Annotated in this window: 16 protein-coding genes; 1 reads left to right on the plus strand and 15 read right to left on the minus strand. The window is 48.7% G+C overall.

Annotated elements, in window-relative coordinates; translation table 11 throughout:
- Position 1 precedes the first annotated feature (1 nt).
- The 8 genes from BO48_RS13105 to auxA form a co-directional block, all read right to left on the minus strand.
- Positions 2 to 1,351, minus strand: coding sequence for a cytochrome ubiquinol oxidase subunit I (locus tag BO48_RS13105; RefSeq protein ID WP_496368002.1), 1,350 nt, complete (start codon positions 1,349 to 1,351; stop codon positions 2 to 4).
- Between the two features lie 99 nt (positions 1,352 to 1,450).
- Positions 1,451 to 2,764, minus strand: coding sequence for an MFS transporter (locus tag BO48_RS13110; RefSeq protein ID WP_496368004.1), 1,314 nt, complete (start codon positions 2,762 to 2,764; stop codon positions 1,451 to 1,453).
- 308 nt (positions 2,765 to 3,072) lie between these two features.
- On the minus strand, positions 3,073 to 4,800 hold the full coding sequence (gene ptsP / locus BO48_RS13115) for a phosphoenolpyruvate--protein phosphotransferase (RefSeq protein WP_496368006.1): 1,728 nt from the start codon (positions 4,798 to 4,800) through the stop codon (positions 3,073 to 3,075).
- Positions 4,800 to 5,066, minus strand: coding sequence for a phosphocarrier protein HPr (locus BO48_RS13120; RefSeq protein WP_496368008.1), 267 nt, complete (start codon positions 5,064 to 5,066; stop codon positions 4,800 to 4,802). The genes ptsP and BO48_RS13120 overlap by 1 nt, the downstream gene beginning before the upstream one ends.
- A gap of 115 nt (positions 5,067 to 5,181) precedes the next feature.
- Positions 5,182 to 5,634 (minus strand): hypothetical protein, encoded by a 453-nt coding sequence (locus BO48_RS13125; RefSeq protein ID WP_496368010.1) that lies wholly within the window; start codon positions 5,632 to 5,634, stop codon positions 5,182 to 5,184.
- Between the two features lie 63 nt (positions 5,635 to 5,697).
- Positions 5,698 to 6,882 (minus strand): class I SAM-dependent rRNA methyltransferase, encoded by a 1,185-nt coding sequence (locus BO48_RS13130; protein WP_496368012.1) that lies wholly within the window; start codon positions 6,880 to 6,882, stop codon positions 5,698 to 5,700.
- Complete coding sequence (hutG, locus tag BO48_RS13135; protein ID WP_496368014.1) at positions 6,879 to 7,793, minus strand: formimidoylglutamase; 915 nt, start codon at positions 7,791 to 7,793, stop codon at positions 6,879 to 6,881. Before hutG ends, BO48_RS13130 begins: the two co-directional genes overlap by 4 nt.
- Positions 7,771 to 9,030: a lipoteichoic acid stability factor AuxA gene (gene auxA / locus BO48_RS13140; protein ID WP_496368016.1), complete on the minus strand. Its 1,260-nt coding sequence runs from the start codon at positions 9,028 to 9,030 to the stop codon at positions 7,771 to 7,773. Before auxA ends, hutG begins: the two co-directional genes overlap by 23 nt.
- A 201-nt stretch (positions 9,031 to 9,231) precedes the next feature.
- Between auxA and BO48_RS13145 the strand changes: the two genes are divergently transcribed.
- Positions 9,232 to 9,393, plus strand: a complete 162-nt coding sequence (locus BO48_RS13145; protein ID WP_496368018.1) for a glycopeptide resistance-associated protein GraF — start codon at positions 9,232 to 9,234, stop codon at positions 9,391 to 9,393.
- Positions 9,394 to 9,721: 328 nt separating this feature from the next.
- On the opposite strand, the gene purD is transcribed toward BO48_RS13145, so the two are convergent.
- From purD to purC, 7 genes are read right to left on the minus strand one after another with little or no spacing between them, the layout of a single operon-like run.
- Positions 9,722 to 10,975, minus strand: a complete 1,254-nt coding sequence (purD, locus tag BO48_RS13150; RefSeq protein WP_496368020.1) for a phosphoribosylamine--glycine ligase — start codon at positions 10,973 to 10,975, stop codon at positions 9,722 to 9,724.
- A gap of 40 nt (positions 10,976 to 11,015) precedes the next feature.
- Positions 11,016 to 12,491: a bifunctional phosphoribosylaminoimidazolecarboxamide formyltransferase/IMP cyclohydrolase gene (gene purH / locus BO48_RS13155; protein WP_496368022.1), complete on the minus strand. Its 1,476-nt coding sequence runs from the start codon at positions 12,489 to 12,491 to the stop codon at positions 11,016 to 11,018.
- A complete protein-coding gene (gene purN / locus BO48_RS13160) occupies positions 12,488 to 13,072 on the minus strand; it encodes a phosphoribosylglycinamide formyltransferase (protein WP_496368024.1) in 585 nt (194 codons plus the stop codon). Before purN ends, purH begins: the two co-directional genes overlap by 4 nt.
- Complete coding sequence (purM, locus tag BO48_RS13165; protein ID WP_496368026.1) at positions 13,065 to 14,087, minus strand: phosphoribosylformylglycinamidine cyclo-ligase; 1,023 nt, start codon at positions 14,085 to 14,087, stop codon at positions 13,065 to 13,067. Before purM ends, purN begins: the two co-directional genes overlap by 8 nt.
- Before the next feature lie 2 nt (positions 14,088 to 14,089).
- Entirely contained in the window at positions 14,090 to 15,526 is a 1,437-nt protein-coding gene (purF, locus tag BO48_RS13170) for an amidophosphoribosyltransferase (RefSeq protein WP_496368028.1), read from the minus strand.
- Positions 15,505 to 17,685, minus strand: a complete 2,181-nt coding sequence (purL, locus tag BO48_RS13175; protein ID WP_496368030.1) for a phosphoribosylformylglycinamidine synthase subunit PurL — start codon at positions 17,683 to 17,685, stop codon at positions 15,505 to 15,507. The genes purF and purL overlap by 22 nt, the downstream gene beginning before the upstream one ends.
- On the minus strand, positions 17,685 to 18,389 hold the full coding sequence (gene purC / locus BO48_RS13180; protein ID WP_496368032.1) for a phosphoribosylaminoimidazolesuccinocarboxamide synthase: 705 nt from the start codon (positions 18,387 to 18,389) through the stop codon (positions 17,685 to 17,687). Before purC ends, purL begins: the two co-directional genes overlap by 1 nt.
- Positions 18,390 to 18,393: the final 4 nt, after the last annotated feature.

An 18,393-nucleotide genomic window follows, 5' to 3' on the forward strand; every position in this document is an offset into this window, starting at 1 on the left:
ATCATTTTTCATCCACCCCTTCACCGTAATATTCCTCGCGTGAAGATTCAGCAGAACTGTTGTTGAACATTTTGACCAGTACGTACGAACATGTGAAGCCCAGCACTGCGTACAGTACGATGAAGGACACCAGCACGATACCGAGTCCCTCGGCGTTGGTTACGGCTTCTGACACCCGCATGTACCCCCGGATGATCCACGGCTGTCGTCCCATTTCCGCTAAGAACCAGCCCGCTTCGATTGCCATCATGGACAATGGACCAGCCAGGAAATAGAGGTATAACAGCGCCGGATGGTGTTCATTAAACTTGGTGAACTTCTTGATGATGAAGTACAGCAGCGCGACGCCGAAGGCGTACATGCCGAAGACGACCATCAGGTCAAAGAAGTAGTGTATCACAAGAGGCGGATGTTCATCCTCCGGTATGTCGTTTAGGCCCGTCACTTCCGTGTCGAATGAGTTGCCCGACAGGAAGCTGAGCGCCCACGGAATTCTGAGTGCGTAGTTCACTTCCTGGTTCTCCTCATCCAGCAGGCCGAATAAAACCAGGTCCGCCCGCTCTTCCGTCTCATAATGCCATTCCATCGCCGCCAGTTTTTCAGGCTGTTCGTTGTGCAGGAATTTAGCCGAGAAGTCGCCTGCAAGAATTGTCAGCAGCGCTGTAACGATACCGATCGACATCGTCACTTTCAATGCCTTCTTGTGATATTCAGCATCTTTCTGGAATTTATTTTTAATGAGTTTGAATGCCGCGATGGAACCGAGTATGAATGCAGCCGTCATGTATGCCGTCGCCACAACGTGGAACACACGCACGTAAACGGACGGGTTCAGCATCGCCGCGATCGGGTCAATGTTGACGAACATTTCCTCCGACAGTTCAAACCCAGACGGTGTGTTCATAAATGAGTTCACCGATGTGATGAATACCGCAGACAGTGTTGAACCGATAACGATCGGGATGTTCAAAAGCCAGTGGTGCCAAGGATTTTTGAAACGATTCCATGTATATAAGAAAATACCTAAAAATATAGCTTCAAAGAAAAACGCGAAAACTTCCATAAACAGAGGCAGCGCGATGATCTGTCCGCCGAGCCTCATAAAATCAGGCCATATCAATGATAACTGAAGCCCGATGATGGTCCCCGTCACTACCCCCACTGCGATAGTTACCGTAAACCCTTTGGCAATCCTTCTTGCCATCGTAAGATATTGGGAGTCTTTTTTCCTGATGCCTAAAAACTCCATGACCATAATAACAATCGGTATACCGACACCAATAGTCGCAAAGATTATGTGGAAACCCAGTGTACTTGCTGTTATTATACGTCCTAAAAGAACCTCATCCACTTAAATCACTCCTTATATGCGTACCTTTAATTATATATTCAAATGTGTCGATTTCAATTGATAGCCAATGACAATATTGTGAAAAATTGTGCAAATAAACTACTCAACGCTCATTTCATCGCCTTCTGACGCTTCTTTGACAAATGTATGAAATATAATTCCAATAATCACCATGACGAGCAGACTCGTAATCGCAATCCGTGAAGCGAGCGGCCCGTACTGGCTGAGTGCGAGCGTGATCGTACCGTATATGAACGGGCCGATGATGGCACTCATTTTCGCACTGAATGCGAACAGTCCGAAAAACTGCCCTTCCCGTCCGGGCGGTGACAGTTCGATGATCATCGTTCTTGAGACTACCCACACCGACCCCATGGCGATGCCGAACATCGATGCGGCAATCCAGAACGTCCACATCGGCAGCGGCACGGCGGCGACCGTAATCGCGGCTCCGAGTAAAATGGATATGATTAAAAATGTTTTCTTGGAGCCGAGGGCTTTATTTACAAAACCGAACACGAGTGCGCCGACGATGCTGAATCCGGTCGCCACCATGAAAACGACGAGGAAATCCGACGGGCTGAATCCGACGACGGTCGTCGCGTACGGCTGCATCATCGCGATGGCGGTTGCGAGCGCGTCATTGACGAAAAAGTACGCAATCATGAAAAAGAATATCGACGGATAACTCCGTGCCTCCTTGAAGGTGTGGTAAATATCTTTGTAGCCTTTAAGGAAAGACTTCGATGAAGACGTCGATTTTTTGACGTGTTTGTCTTTGTTGATGAAAAACAGCGGCAGTGCAAATATGAGGAATAAAATCCCCGACATCCAGAATGTGTTGTGGATGCCTGCGTCTCCGACGAGGTACATGACGGTGATGATGCCGAACAGTGTGCCGAGGTAGCCGAGCGCCACACCGAATCCCGAGATGAGCGGGATTTCCTTTTTCCTGCCGAGTGACGACAACATGCCGTCATAAAAGACGTTTCCGGAGCTGAAGCCGAATTTCGCGATGACGAAAATGATGATCGTGATGACGAGGCCGTTCGGCAGCCCGAATAACAGCCCGGTATTCATATCACCGAATATGCCCATTAATATTGCGCCGGTCACCGTGATGAGTGTAAAGATCATGACAAAGCGTTTCCGCCTGCCTGTCCGGTCCATGACGACCCCGTAAAGCGGGGAAAATAGTATGAGCAGAATCGCCGCAGCCGCATTGGCGTAGGCGATGATTGTCGATGCAATCTGTTCAAGCTGCGGATTGTCCCCCACCACTGCCGTTATATACTGTGGGAAAAACAATGTGACGATATTCGCTGAGAAGATCGTATTTGCAAAGTCGAAAAATGCCCATGCCAGAATCGGCAGAGATAAAAACAGAGCCAGCGGTTTACGTGTCTTTTCCATATGGACCTCCAAAATAATCATGATCGCTGCAGTTTGTTGTGAATTGAGTTGGGGTGGGTTTTGTGTCCATCACATGGTCGCGCGGGCCGTGAGCATGTGGAGTAAATTCTATCGGAGCCTCGTTTCCATTTCGAAGCGCTGATAGACTTCCATCGGAGCCTCGTTTCCATTTCGAAGCGCTGATAACAGGTATTCGCAACACCCACGAGTTCCTGCAAGCAAACACCTCCACACCCAACCACTCAATTCATTCAAAAAAGACACATGAACATCACACTGTTTCCAAGTGAAATTCATGTGTCCTTCAATTAAGAACGTTCAGTATATTCTTTGACCAGGGCAGTGACTGTGTCTGATTTTGGTGAACGCATTGCTGCGTCTGCCAGCTGCTCCATGTCTGTTTTCTTAAGGTCAGCGATCTGCTGCCTTGCTTTCAGCACGCTGCCTGCGCTCATTGAGAACTCGTCCAGGCCTAAGCCGAGGAGTAATGGAATCGCAGTTTTATCGCCCGCCATCTCGCCGCACATGCCGGCGCACTTGCCTTCTTCATGTGCTGCTTTGATGACATTATGAATCAGACGCAAGAGTGCCGGATGATAAGGCTGGTAAAGATAAGATACATTCTCATTCATGCGGTCGGCTGCGAATGTGTACTGGATCAGATCGTTCGTACCGATGCTGAAGAAGTCCACGACTTTCGCAAACTCATCTGCAAGTACCGCAGTGGATGGAATCTCAACCATGATGCCGACTTCGATATCATCGCTCACGTCCACACCGTCCGCCTGCAGTTCATCACGGCATTCGATGAGGAGTGCTTTCGCCTCTTCGAATTCTTCGATCGTTGCGATCATCGGGAACATCACTTTCAAGTTGCCGTGAACGCTTGCACGCAGTAACGCACGCAGCTGGGTTCTGAAGAGATCTTTATTATCCAAAGCCATACGGATGGCACGGTAGCCTAAAAATGGGTTGAGTTCTTTCGGCATATCGAGATAAGACAGCTCTTTGTCTCCGCCGATATCAATCGTACGGACGACAACCGGTTTATCTTCCATGCGCTCGAGCACCGCTTTGTAAGATTCGTACTGCTCGTCTTCGGTCGGCAGTTCGTTTCTGCCCATATAAAGGAATTCAGTACGGAATAAACCGATGCCTTCCGCGCCGTTTTCAAGCACCATTTCAACATCTTCAGGCGTTCCGATGTTCGCACCGAGCTCGACTTTGATGCCGTCGGACGTCTTCGTCTCATCATCTTTAATCTTAAGTAATTCCTGTCTCTCTTGATCGAGTGCTTCTGCTTTGATTTCATAGGCTTTGATCTCTTTGTCAGTCGCGCCGACAATGACATCGCCTTTTTCACCGTCGACGATGATCATATCGCCTTCCGTGATTTCATCCGTCACACCTTTTGTTCCGACGACCGCCGGAATTTCAAGCGTGCGTGCCATGATTGCAGAATGGGACGTGCGTCCACCGATGTTCGTCACAAAGCCTTTAACAAACTGCTTATCCAGCTGTGCAGTATCGGATGGCGTCAGGTCATCTGCAACGATGACGACTTCCTCGTCGATGGCTGCCGGGTTCGGCAATGGACGGTCAAGAAGATTTGCGAGTATGCGTTTGCCCACATCTTTGATGTCGGCTGCGCGTTCACGCATATATTCGTTGTCCATGCTCTCGAACATCGTCACAAACTCATCACGTGTTTCAACGAGCGCCTGCGGTGCACTGTAGGACTGCCCGGTGATTTTCTCCTCAATCGGATTGATCATTTCAGGATCCTCGAGCACTAAAAGATGCGCATCGAAGATGGCTGCGTGTTCAGGACCCACAGCTTCTTCTGCATGATTGCGTATTTTCGTAATTTCCACTTTAGTTTTATGAATACTGTCTTTAAACTTTTGAACTTCTTCTGCAGATGCACTGCCATCAATTGAAGTTTCAGTAAAATTTAAATCGGGTTCGACAAGTGAGTACACTTTAGAAATCGCAATGCCGTCACTTGCTCCAATCCCTTTTAGTATTTTAGACATTAGTCAGTCAGCCCTTCATTGCTCAGAGTTTCTGTAATTGCTTCCAGTGCTTCTTGTTCGTCGTTTCCTTCTGCGTATACAGTCACTTCGGAATCTTTGCCGACGCCGAGTGACATGACACCCATGATTGATTTCAAGTTCACTTTTTTACTGTTGAATTCAAGCTGAAGTTCAGAATCGAACTTCGATGCTGTCTGTACGAGTATAGTTGCAGGTCTTGCATGTATCCCTGTTTCATCTGTTATAAAATATGATTTTTGCTCCATTGCCGATTGCTCCTTCGTCTCATAGAATAAAGTTATTATTTAAAGTAAGATTACTTTCTTTGATTTTATCATTATTAACAGATAAAAAGCCAACGAGATGTCAGCTTTTCATCATTTAAACAGTTTCTTCTTTTAAATAAGCCATGCAATGTTCGATATGATCATTACCGAGTTTCTTCATTAAGAAGTAGCTCACTGCCGCGCCGAGCGCTCTGCCGACGATGCTGACCAGCCCGAATCGGCTGAATTTCTTCTTCTTGCTGATTCTTCTGAATAAAAACGGCGTCAGCCTTGAACGGACGACATCACTGCCGATACTCGTCGCCATGACCCAGCCGCGGGTCATCAGATCATCATTCGTTGAAGAGACATCATCATGCTCGATTTCAAAAATATCTTCAATCTCACCGTGAATATCATTCATCAGTTTCATGTCCGTTCCGACATCTAGCAACGGAATCGGCAGGGCTGCAGCGACACTTGAAATCATCGCTTTTTTCTTGACGAGTTCTTTAGCTTTACGCTCTTTATTCTTCAGATTCTCTGCAGTTACTGGATATTGGTTCATTAGTAAACCCTACTTTCTTTTTGAATGTTTATCTAATGTTTATAATACCCGTAATCCCGAATTTTAATCGTTGCCGAGCTGAATCGTCACGACTTTCAAATACTTGCCCGTCTTATATCCTTTGACGGTTTTGAAGTCTTTCGGCAGCCCTTTGACGTCTTCCAAAGTGTATGCAATGCCCATGTTCTTCATCGTCTGATCAATCTGTTTTTTAAACTGGTTCAAAGAAAAAGTCTCCAGATTCTGGCTTAAAATCAGCTTGCCGTCCGGGCTCAGAATTTTTAAGGATTCTTTGATCAGTTTCGGATAATCCCGTTCGACCTTGAATACTTTTTTCTTATTTCTGCTGAAGCTCGGCGGGTCGATCAAAATCGTATCAAACTGATGATTTTTCCGCTCTGCGAATTTCAGGTAATCGAAAGTATCCATAATATGAATCGTATGGTTATCCGTCTTCAAATTATTGACGTTGAAATTGTCTGTGATGAGCTCTGTCGTACGGCCCGCAAGGTCGACACTTGTCGTCGACATGCCGGACAGCGCCGCTGCAACGGAAAATGAACCGCTGTATGCAAACAGATTCAAAAACGTTTCGTTGTGCGAATGTTTATCCTTAAGAAGGGATTTACGCGTTTCCCTCTGGTCTAGAAACAGTCCCGTCATCGGACCGTCGTTCAAGTTGACGTTGAAACGCATGCCGCTTTCCAGCACCTGAATCGTCCCTGCCTGATTGCCGGTCACGTGATTATTCTGAATCTGCATTTTGCCGTCGATAGAAAACCTCGTCTGTTCCGTAATCGATTCAGGCTTCAATTCTTCAATCAGCACCTGCACGACCAGATTACGGATTTTATAAATTCCCGCCGAATAGTAAGTAATGAACAGATGCCCGTTGAAATTGTCGATCGACAATCCGCCGATGCCGTCCCCGATTTCATTGAACAGTCTGAAAACGTTCGTATCGTTCTGATTGTACAGCGGCGTCCGTTCACCGATCGCCGTAACGATCTGACTGCGAATAAAGTCCTCGCCGATCTCAACATTTTCATCTGTACTTAAAATCCAGCCATACGTACGTTGCTCAAAGCTCATCATCGCGTAACCGATGAATTTGCCCAGATAATCGGTCAGTCTGACCACTTCGCCGTCCTTTAAAAAGACGGAATCACTCAGCTCATCCTGGCCGATATTGAGCTTGCCTTGATAAAAGGGTCTTTCGACCCCTTTTTTTAATTGTATTGTATTCATTGATTCGCATCCTTTGTAATTAAAAACTTGTGTATAATGCTGGCCGCAAGTGCGCTGGTACGGTCACCCTCATCGAGTGCCGGCGCAACTTCACTGATATCAAAACTGATCAGGTTATCGAGCTTTGCCAGACGTTCAATCATGCCATGTATTTCCACCGGTGTAAATCCATTTGGTGTCGCCATACTGACACCAGGTGCCGCATACTCTGCGATCGAGTCCATGCACAGTGTCGCAAATACATAATCGTAATTGTCCAGCGCCTTGAACATGTAGTCGGAAATCTTCTTCGAATCGCGTATATCATCCATCAGCGCATAGTTCACCCCGAGTGCATCCGCCGTATCGAACAGCGTACCGGTGTTGCCGCTGTACTGGATGCCCATGACGAAATAATCGACATCTGCATCTTTCGTTAAAATCTGATAGAACATTGTGCCGGACGTCGCCCTCGGTTCGATTCTCATATCAAAATGCGCATCAAAGTTAAGCACTGCGATCTTTGCATCGGGATGCGCTTTCCTCACGCCCAAATAGTGGCCGTACAATGTTTCATGGCCGCCGCCGATGATGAGCGGAAAATCCTTTTCATTTAATACATCTGCAACTGCACTGCCGAGCGCCTCCTGCGAAGATTCAAGGTCTTTCGTACCCATCACGGTGCCGTAATCATAGAGCGTGTCCGTGTAAGGCATCCCCGCCAGTTTATCGCGCACGCTGAACGGGCCTTCCCAAGCGCCGGCGAGACCTTTATTCCGCTTGACACCTTCATCTGAACTGAATCCAAGGAAAACCGTGCCCGGCTCTGTTGATGCCTTCTGGTCGTAATCGTGAGTGACCTGGTGGATGCGCTCTTTTACATCCGGATTATCAATGCGTGCGTCCATCTTATGCTTTCTTATCTCTGTCAATTGTTGTCCCTCCATTAAATTCTTTAAAAATACTGAACAATAATAGCGGTGTCGTGAGAATCACGAGCACGATATTGAACGGTAAAATGAATAATGACAATTCAACATCTTTGAAAATGGTGATGTACAGGCTGACCGTCAGCTTCAGCCATAAACCGGCAATGACAATCATCTGCCTGTTGTAGTGGACATTTCTCCACGTATTCATCACTGTGAAAATCATGTATAAAACAGCCAGCGACAGCGTAAGGAAAAGATTGATCCACTCATAAATATAACTCATCTGCGAAATTCTGAAATACCCTTCCGTAAATACACCCTGCCTGTTGTTGAACTCGACAAGAATGAAAACCAGTACAAGAAACCCGAGCAGCAGCTCCAAATAATTGATTTTCAGCCAGGACGGAATACCTATTTCAATAAAATCCTTGCCCTTTTTGAGAAGGCGATTCCTGAACTGATACATCTCTTCTGAGAATCCCAGGTACTGGTTTGGATTCAGCTTGTTGATGCCGCGTTTTGAAGCACGGGACATCTCCTCCTCGCTTTTCGTCTTCGGCTTTTTGAGCAGGTTTTTGGATTTCGAAAGAAATACACCCACCCACAGTGCCAATAACGACAACAGCCAGATCAGGCCGAAGAACATGTTGATGCTGAGCACATCCGTCGGGTTCAACGACTCCTCAATATTCGAGTACACTGCGTTCTGCGTAAAGAAATAAGCGATACCGTAGCAAAACATGATAATCATATAATGTTCCTTACGGTGTTTCGGGTTCAAATATTCATTATATATGTTGTAAAGCAGGTGGACCAGAAATGCGATGAAAAATAAAATCGCCCACCAGCCGTAAACCTGCATCATCAAAACAGTCGTCACGACGAAAAGCAGCAATGATAATCCCATAAAGAAAAATGACAGGAAACCGTCGTATCTGGTCGTATCCCTTACAGTCTGCCCGACTTTAAACATAAAGACACCAAACAGAATAAGAAGAATGCCGGCGATGATCGGGAAATCACCAATGATGATTGACAGCATATTCGTCACTTCAAGGAAAAATGCGTTGATCAGGTCGAGTATCGTATCGATACTGCCCTCATCCACAGGACTGCCGGCAGTCGTGCCGCGGATCCTGCCCGTATTGAATAAAATAAAAACTCCTAAAACTACAAAGAAAAAGCCCAGTAATAAGCTGATATGTACTTCACTCTGGCTTCTCAATTTTTTTAACATTGTGTTCACCTCAGTCCCTCACTATTATAGTTGAAATTCACGAATATTGCATTATTGAAACCGCTCAAATTTCATATTACGGCCCGTCGGATTTTATTTTCAATAATTATATTTTGAATGTTTATATGAAAAAGTGCTGGGTATATATAGAGTACAGATGATAATATAATATAATGATATTCTCTTAGGAGAGTGATTCAAATGACGTTCGATAAAGATAAAAAAGATGCTTTTGAAGAAGAAAAACGTGAACAGGAAAGAGATAAAGAGCGCGACTCAAACGATAAATCCAAAGATTCAGATGACAAACAGGAACAAGGTGTCGAAAAGACGAAAGAAGAGCTTAACGACGCTTTTGAATAGCATTAGATCCAAGATTTGGCTTTAAGATTCAAGTTTCAGGCATTTGGCTTCACAGATTTAGGATTTGGCATTATGCAATAAGGCACCCTTATGCGGAGGGTGTCTTATTTTTGTGTGGATTTCGGGGTGCTAATATTTTTATTGGATTCATCTGGATTCAGCGGAGCTTCGATTCCATTTCGAAGCTCCGCTGGAAGTCTATCACCGCTTCGATTCCGATTCGAGGCTCCGCTAACTTTTTAACAGGTACTCGCAACACTCACGAGTGCTCACAGAAAGTTCAACAGCCACAACAAAAAGACACCCGCAATTCATTGCGGGTGGCCATCTATTTCATCGCTCTGAAGCCGATGTCTTTTCTATAAAATAATGTATCTGTCTCGTACTCTATCTGGTTCACACAATCATATGCTGCATCTACTGCATCATTGATCGTTTCACCGTGTCCGGAGACGAGTAAAACACGTCCGCCGGATGTGATCACTGCTTCTGATGCATCCTGGCTCAGACCGCTGATGAAACACTGGGCAGCCAGATCTTCCGGAATGCGGACTGAGCTGCCTTTCTCATATTCGCCCGGATATCCTTTACTCGCGAGCATCACACCAGCGACAAAACCGGAGCGCCACTCGAGGGTGAACGGTTTTTTATTATACATATTCTCTAAAACTTCGCCGAGGTCGGATTCAAGGAGACTCATCAGTACCTGGGCCTCCGGGTCTCCGAACCTCGCGTTGAACTCGATGACTTTGACGCCGTCAGCTGTGACGATGGCACCGAGATACATCACGCCGAAGTAGCTGAGGCCCTCATCCACCATCGCCTTTGCTGTCGGCTCGACGATTTCACGGACCGCCTCCATCCGCACATCTTCGCTGATATGTGTGACCGGCGCATAAGCCCCCATGCCGCCTGTGTTCGGACCGTCGTCGTTATCGAACGCGCGTTTATGATCCTGCGCCATGACTTCGAACGGATAGACGAACGCCTCGTTCACAAGCACCATCAGGCTGAACTCTTCGCCGTCCAGAAACTCCTCGACGACTACCTGGCCACTGTTCTCAACAAGCATTTCATGCAATGCATCGAGCGCCGTGTCGAGATCCATCGCGACGACGACGCCCTTGCCTGCGGCAAGGCCGTCTTTCTTGATGACGATCGGTGCACCTTCATGCTTAACATACGCCACCGCCGCTTCATAATCCTCAAACGTCTCGTATTTCGCCGTCGGAATATTATACTTTGCCATCAGGTCCTTGGAAAATGCCTTCGATGACTCAAGCTGAGCTTCCAGCTTACGCGGTCCGAATACTTTTATATCGTGCTCGTCTTCAAGATAATCCGCCAGACCTTCAGACAACGGCGCCTCCGGCCCAACGATGACCCAGTCCACGTTTTCATCGATGCAGATGCCTGCGATGGCCTCGAAATCGGTGATGCCGACTTTGCTGACGACTGTTGCGATATCTCTCATGGCATAGTTGCCGGGAATCGCCACGATGCCCTCGACCGACGGCGATTCATGCAGTTTTTTCACAATCGCATGTTCACGCCCGCCGCTGCCAATTACTGCTACTCTCATTTTTTTAGCCTCCATCACAAAATAAAATACTCGTGAATTTCTAGTGTTTAAAATGACGCATGCCAGTAAATACCATCGCCATGCCGTGTTTGTTACAGTAGTCGATCGACTCCTGGTCGCGCTTTGAGCCGCCCGGCTGGATGATTGCCTTGATGCCGTGTTCGTGCGCAAGTTCTACAGAATCCGGCATCGGGAAGAAGCCGTCACTTGCCAGCACCACATTTTCATCCAGCTGGATTGCACGTTCCGCCGCAATCTTCAATGCACCGACACGGTTCATCTGACCCGCACCGATACCGACCGTCTGCTTATCATTCGCGAGCACGATCGCATTCGATTTCACATGTTTGGAAACTTCCCATGCGAGTGCCAGCGCCTTCATCTGATCTTCCGTCGGTTCCACTTCAGTCACCACATTGATTTCGGATGGATTCAACTTACCCGTATCGCGGTCCTGCACCAAATACCCACCGGACACGCTGACAAATTCATCACCGTCCAGGTCTTCAGTGAAGTCGACCGCAAGGAGGCGGAGGTTTTCTTTATTATCAAACACTTCAAGCGCACCGTTCGTGTAAGATGGTGCAATCACCACTTCAAGGAAAATCTTGCTCATCGCTTCCGCCGCTTCTCTGTCCACCGGACGGTTGCACGCGATGATGCCGCCGAATATCGACTGGTCATCCGCTTCATACGCATTGTTGAACGCTTCGACCATCGTCTCGCCTGTACCGACGCCGCACGGGTTCATATGCTTCACCGCAACCGCGACCGGAATATCGAACTTCTTGGCGAGCCCGAATGCACTGTCGCCGTCACGCAGGTTGTTGTAGCTGAGCTGTTTGCCCTGCAGCACTTCTGCGTTCAAAATCGTATTCCGGTCATCTGTCGTCTTGACAAGTTTCGCATCCTGATGCGGGTTTTCACCGTAGCGCAAAGTACGTTCGCTGCCTTTAAAATAACTCACAATCGCGTGATCGTATTCAGCCGTATGCTTGAACACCTTGACACTCAATTGACGGCGGTATTCAAGGTCCAGCGTCCCCGCCGCAATCTTCTCAAGCACTTCATCGTAATCCTGCGGATTGACGACAGTCGTCACATGCTTGAAGTTCTTCGCCGCCGCACGGAGCATCGTCGGTCCGCCGATATCGATATTTTCCACCGCTTCCGCTTCCGTCACACCGTCCTTCGCAACCGTCTCCTTGAATGGATACAAGTTCACGACAACCAGATCGATCGCCTCGATATCATTCGCTTGCATATCTTTTACGTGCGACGCGTTATCACGGTCCGCCAATATGCCGCCGTGCACTTTCGGGTGCAATGTTTTCACACGCCCGTCCATAATTTCCTCAAACTGCGTCAGATCGCTCACACCGCGCACTTCATAGCCGAAACTTTTAATCTTATCGTAAGTCCCGCCCGTCGAATAAATTTCATAGCCTGCGTCGATCAAACCTTTAACAAAATTCTCCAAACCTGCCTTATTGGAAACACTGATCAATGCTTTCACTGTTTGTCCTCCTCTGCTTTAACTAAAACCATTTTCACTGCCTGTGGATAAAGCTGATGTTCTATACTGTGAATCTTATATTCCAGATCTGCCAAAGTATCATCCGGGTCAATATCCACCGGCACCTGCGCGATGACCTCGCCCGTATCGATGCCCGCATCCACGAAATGCACCGTGACACCCGTCTGAGTGACACCTGCATTAAATGCATCCTCGATGCCGTTTGCCCCTTTGAAATCCGGCAGCATCGACGGGTGAATATTGATGATCCGCTGCGGATACTCGCTGATAAAGTCCGCCGACAAAATGCGCATATATCCCGCGAGCAGAATATACTCGACCCGGTACATCCTCAAAACACTCAACATATCCTGCTCGAAATCCGCTCTCGAATCATACTTTTCACGCTCGACAACGATGTAGTCGATCCCTCTATTGATTGCACGCTGAATGGCATACGCAGGATTATAATCCGAAATGAGCACAACAATTTCAATGCCCGCCTCTTCCTGCTGGTTCACCAGATTTTCAAAATTTGTGCCGCCGCCTGACGCGAACACGGCCACACGCGTCTTAGTCATGTATAGTGATCCCTTTATTATCCGTCACTTCACCGATCAGCACCGCTTTCTCACCGATCGAATGGAGATGGCTGACCGCCTGGTCTGTATCCGACGCATCCACTACAAGAATAAAACCGATGCCCATATTGAAGACATTGTATGCTTCTTCGGCCTCTATGTTGCCGAGCGTCATCAGCCAATCGATGATTTTCGGCAGCTTGATGTTTTCAGTCGTGACTGCTGCGCCGAGTGCTTCAGGAAGCGCACGCGGAATGTTTTCGATGAAACCGCCGCCTGTAATATGGCTCATCGCCCTGACGTCGACCTTTTCCATCAGACTCTGCACCTGGCGCACATATATACGCGTCGGTTCAAGCAGCAGGTCGATCAGCTTATCGCCGTCCAGAGTCTCCGCTTCAACGTCGATATTGTTATCCGCAATCAGCTTGCGCACAAGGCTGTAGCCGTTCGAGTGCACGCCGCTCGACGGCAGGCCGATGATCTTATCACCCGGTTTTGCAGTCGAACCGTCGATGTACAGATCCTTTTCGACCGCACCGACCGCAAATCCTGCGATGTCATATTCACCTTCGCCGTACATGCTGCCCATCTCGGCCGTCTCGCCGCCGATCAGTGCGCAGCCTGCGTCCATACAGCCGTCGGACACGCCTTTGACGATATCCGCCACACGTTCCGGCACCACTTTATCGACTGCGATGTAGTCCAGGAAGTAGAGTGGTTCCGCACCCGTCGTCAAAATATCATTGACACACATCGCAACAGCATCGATACCGATGGTATCGTGTTTGTCATGATCAATTGCCAGTTTCAGCTTCGTACCGACACCGTCGGTGCCGGACACGAGCACGGGCTGTTTCAAACCAAGTTGTGACAGATCGAATCCCGCGCCGAAACCGCCGAGACCGCCCAGCACTTCAGGACGCACCGTCTTCTTGACGTGGCTTTTCATCTGCTCGACTGCCGCATAGCCCGCTTCAATATCCACACCGGCCTTTTTATATTGCTCGCTCATCACTACACTCCTTTTTGTTTGAGATCTTTTTCCTGAGGCAGTATCGCCTCTTCGATATCAATCGGATAATTACCTGTAAAGCATGCATCACACTGGCCTTTGGAGCCGAACTGATGATAGACGTCATGCATTTTATCAACAGACAGATATGTCAGTGAGTCCGCACCGATTTCGTCCCGGATCTCATCGCGCGATTTTCTGCTTGCGATGATTTCCGCATGCGTCGAAACGTCGATCCCGTAATAACACGGGTTTTTAAGCGGCGGTGAGGATACACCCATGTGCACTTCGGCAGCCCCCGCCTTTTTCAACGCTTTCACAATAAAACGGCTCGTCGTGCCGCGCACGATCGAATCATCGATGACGATCAGCCGCTTGCCTTCAACAATATCCCGTACCGGTGACAGCTTCATCCGCACCGCACGTTCCCGCGCTTCCTGGCCGGGCGCCGTAAACGTCCGACCGACGTAACGGTTTTTTAAGAGCCCCTGCTCCTGCGGGATACCGATTCTCTCGCTGAACCCTTTCGCAGCAGCAAGTGAGGAATCCGGCACACCGATGACGATATCCGCCTCGACATCCATCTCGTCAGCCAGCGCACGGCCAAGCTCCTTACGGATCCGGTAAGTCGACGTATTTCTGAACTCGGAATCCGCACGTGCGAAATAAATATATTCCATCGAGCACATATGCGGATACGTTTGATCCGTATAATAGTCAAAGTCGATGCCGTCATCCGTAATCGTAATCAGCTCACCCGCCTCGATATCGCGGATATACTCCGCGCCGATTGCTGTAAACGCACACGTTTCACTCGCCACGCAGTATGAGCCGTCCTTTTTACCGAGCATCAGAGGACGCACACCGTGGTCATCGAGCGCCACCGTGAGACTGTCCTCATGCATGATCATAAAAGCGAAGGCGCCTTTCAATTGTTTCAAGGTTTTCTTTATTCTACTTTTACGCTTTTCCAACCCTTCTTCGCCCGCGCCTTTTTCACGGCGGAGGAGATGTGCGAACACTTCAGAGTCCGAAGTCGTCTGGAAAATCGATCCCTGGTCCTCGAGTGCCCGACGCAAATTCATCGCGTTGACCAGGTTGCCATTATGCGCAAGACCGAGGTCACCGGTATGGCTTTTGAACAGGAACGGCTGGACGTTTGAAAGTTCGCTGCCTCCGCTCGATGCGTAACGCGTATGGCCGATGGCATACGGGAACGGCTTGAGCGAATCCAGCTGTTCCTTGGATAGTGCCTCAGTCAGTAATCCCATGCCGCGTGCGCCGAACAGGTACTCGCCGCTCGAACTTACGATGCCCGCGCCCTGCTGGCCGCGGTGCTGCAGACTGTGCATCGCCATATACGTCAGTTCGCTCGCCTCCGGGTGTCCCCAGATGCCGAACAGCCCGCACTCTTCCTTTAGTCCGTCGAATTCATGCATTCCGGAATTGCCCCCTTCAAAGTCGCATTGATTTCTTCAATATCGTATTGTGCATTAAAGTTCTGTGCCTGTACTTTGAAAGTTTTTCCTGTGAGTTTACCGATCTCTTTTGCACCGTCGATATTCATGCCTGCCGGTGCGACGACGATGTAATTCGATGCACTTTCAGAGAAAAGAAGATCTCCGCGCACGTCGATATCGATGTCAGCGCCTAAGTCATGGAAGCTTGCGAGCTGTGCAAGTTTCACGATCAGACCGCCCCGGCCAAGCGGTGCTATTTTGTGGATCTCGCCGTTTACATATAAATCTTTCAGCATGCTGCCGCGCTTGAATTCAGTGTCGAGGTCGATTTCGCGTTCTGCATGACGGATTTTACCGTCGATCAGTTTTTCAAGCTGTGAACCCTGGAACTGCGCTTTCAGGTCGCCGACAAGATACACTGCGTCGCCTTCAGCCACTTTATCTTCTTTAACTTTGTTGATGTCTTCGATCAGGCCGACCATACCGATGACCGGTGTCGGCAGTACACTTGCTGTTTTCGTTTCGTTATACAGACTCACGTTACCTGAAACGACCGGCGTACCGAGCGCACGGCATGCTTCCGCCATCCCTTTCGTCGATGCATCCAGCTGATTGTAGATCTGAGGCTTTTCAGGCGAACCGTAGTTCAGGCAGTCCGTCATCGCGAGCGGCTCGGCCCCTGTTGCAATGATGTTGCGGTAGGCCTGTGCCACGACTTCCTTGCCGCCGTTGTAAGGGTCTGCGTAAACGTAACGGCTCTTGCCGTCGATCGTCATCGTGACCGCTTTGTCCGTCCCTTCAATCTGGACGATCCCTGCGCCGAAGCCTGATTTTTGAACCGTATTGCCGTTCTTCTCTGCATCAAATGCTTCGTAAATGGATTCTTTTCCTGCAAGCGTCGGGTGTTCCAATAGTGATTTGAATGCTTCTTCCAGATTTTCATCGGTATAGTCATTTTTTGCTTCATCCTGTTCCGGCTTCTCGCCTTCGAGGATGTAGACCGGTGCTTCTTCTGATAACGGCTGAACCGGAATATCTGCATACAGTTCGTCATTATAATATAGAAGGAGACGGTCGGAATCCGTCACTTCACCGATGACCGCGTTCGGAAGTTCCATCTCATCGAACAGGTCTAAAAACTTCTGCTCACTGCCGTCTTCAACGACCAGAAGCATACGCTCCTGCGTTTCCGAAAGCATCATTTCATAAGGGGAAATGTCCGATTCTGTCACCGGGACTTTATCAAGATACATCGTAATGCCGGAGTTGCCTTTTGCCGCCATTTCGGAACTGGATGATGTGAGGCCGGCTGCACCCATATCCTGGATACCGACAAGTTCAGGCATATCAATCGCAGCCAATGTCGCTTCCATCAGCCTTTTACCTGCTTCCGGATTACCGATCTGTGCGGACGGTGGGGCCACATCTGAGTCGTCGGATAGTTCTTCCGATGCGAATGACGCGCCGAGAATCCCGTCACGGCCCGTTTTTAAACCGACGTAGATCACTTTATTGCCAGCGCCTTTCGCCGTCCCTTTTTGGATCTTGTCATGGTCGATCAGACCGACACACATTGCGTTGACGAGCGGGTTGCCGTCATAATGGCCATCGAATTCCGCTTCACCGGAAACCGTCGGGATGCCGATTGTGTTGCCGTAGTCGCTCATGCCTGCGCGGACACCTTCTAATAATCTTCTGTTGTTCGGGTTTGTCAGCTCACCGAAACGCAGTGAGTTCAGGAGACCGATCGGTCTCGCACCCATGGAGACGATGTCGCGGACGATGCCGCCGACCCCTGTTGCTGCACCGTTGTACGGATCGACAGCTGACGGGTGGTTATGGGATTCCGCCTTGAATACCAGCGCCTGATCGTCACCAATATCGACAACGCCCGCACCTTCGCCCGGCCCCATCAGTACCTGCTTGCCTTCAGACGGGAACTGCTTTAAAAATGGTTTTGAATGTTTGTATGAACAGTGCTCGCTCCACATTGCGGCGAAAATGCCCGTTTCCGTGTAGTTCGGCGCTCTGCCCATGATTTCATTGACTTTTTCGTACTCCGCGTCCGTAAGTCCCATGCTCTGATACAATTTCTCGGTTTTAATGTCCTGCTCCGTCGGTTCAACAAACTTATTCATTATTTTACTGCCTCCATTTTTTCATAAAATTTCTTATAAGTATCCACTACTGAGCCGGTCCCTTCGCGGAACACGTCCTTGTCAAAATTCTCTCCGGTTTTCGGGTCCCATATGCGGCACGTATCCGGCGAAATTTCATCCGCCAGCAAAATGTTGCCCCGTGTATCCCTGCCGAACTCCACTTTGAAATCCACAAGCTGCAGCCCCATCTCTTCCATTATGTCGATGAGTGCGACATTCAGCTGATGCGCCCGTTTTTTGAGCTCGCTCACTTCCTTGTCGGTCGCAATATCCATCTGAATCGCATGCGCACGGTTGATGAGCGGGTCGCCCAGTTCATCATCCTTCAAATAAATTTCGAGTAACGGCGGTGCGAACTCCCTGCCTTTTTCAAATCCGAGTCTTTTTGTAATGTTGCCGGCAGCAAGGTTGCGTACCACCACTTCCAGCGGAATAATTTCGACTTTCCTGACCAGCTGCGTCGTGTCGCCGGTGCGCTCGATAAAATGGGAAGGCATCCCCATCTTTTCAAGCCGTACAAACATTTCTGATGTAATGATGTTGCTGAGGCGCCCTTTCCCCGGCGCCGCTTCACGTTTTCTGCCGTCTGCTGCGGTCACTTCATCTTTGTACTCGACTTTCAGAACAAAAGGATCTTCGACTTCAAACATGCGTTTCGATTTGCCTTCATATAGCAGTTCCATGTCG

It is taken from the genome of Lacicoccus kunmingensis DSM 17847, from assembly GCF_059568765.1.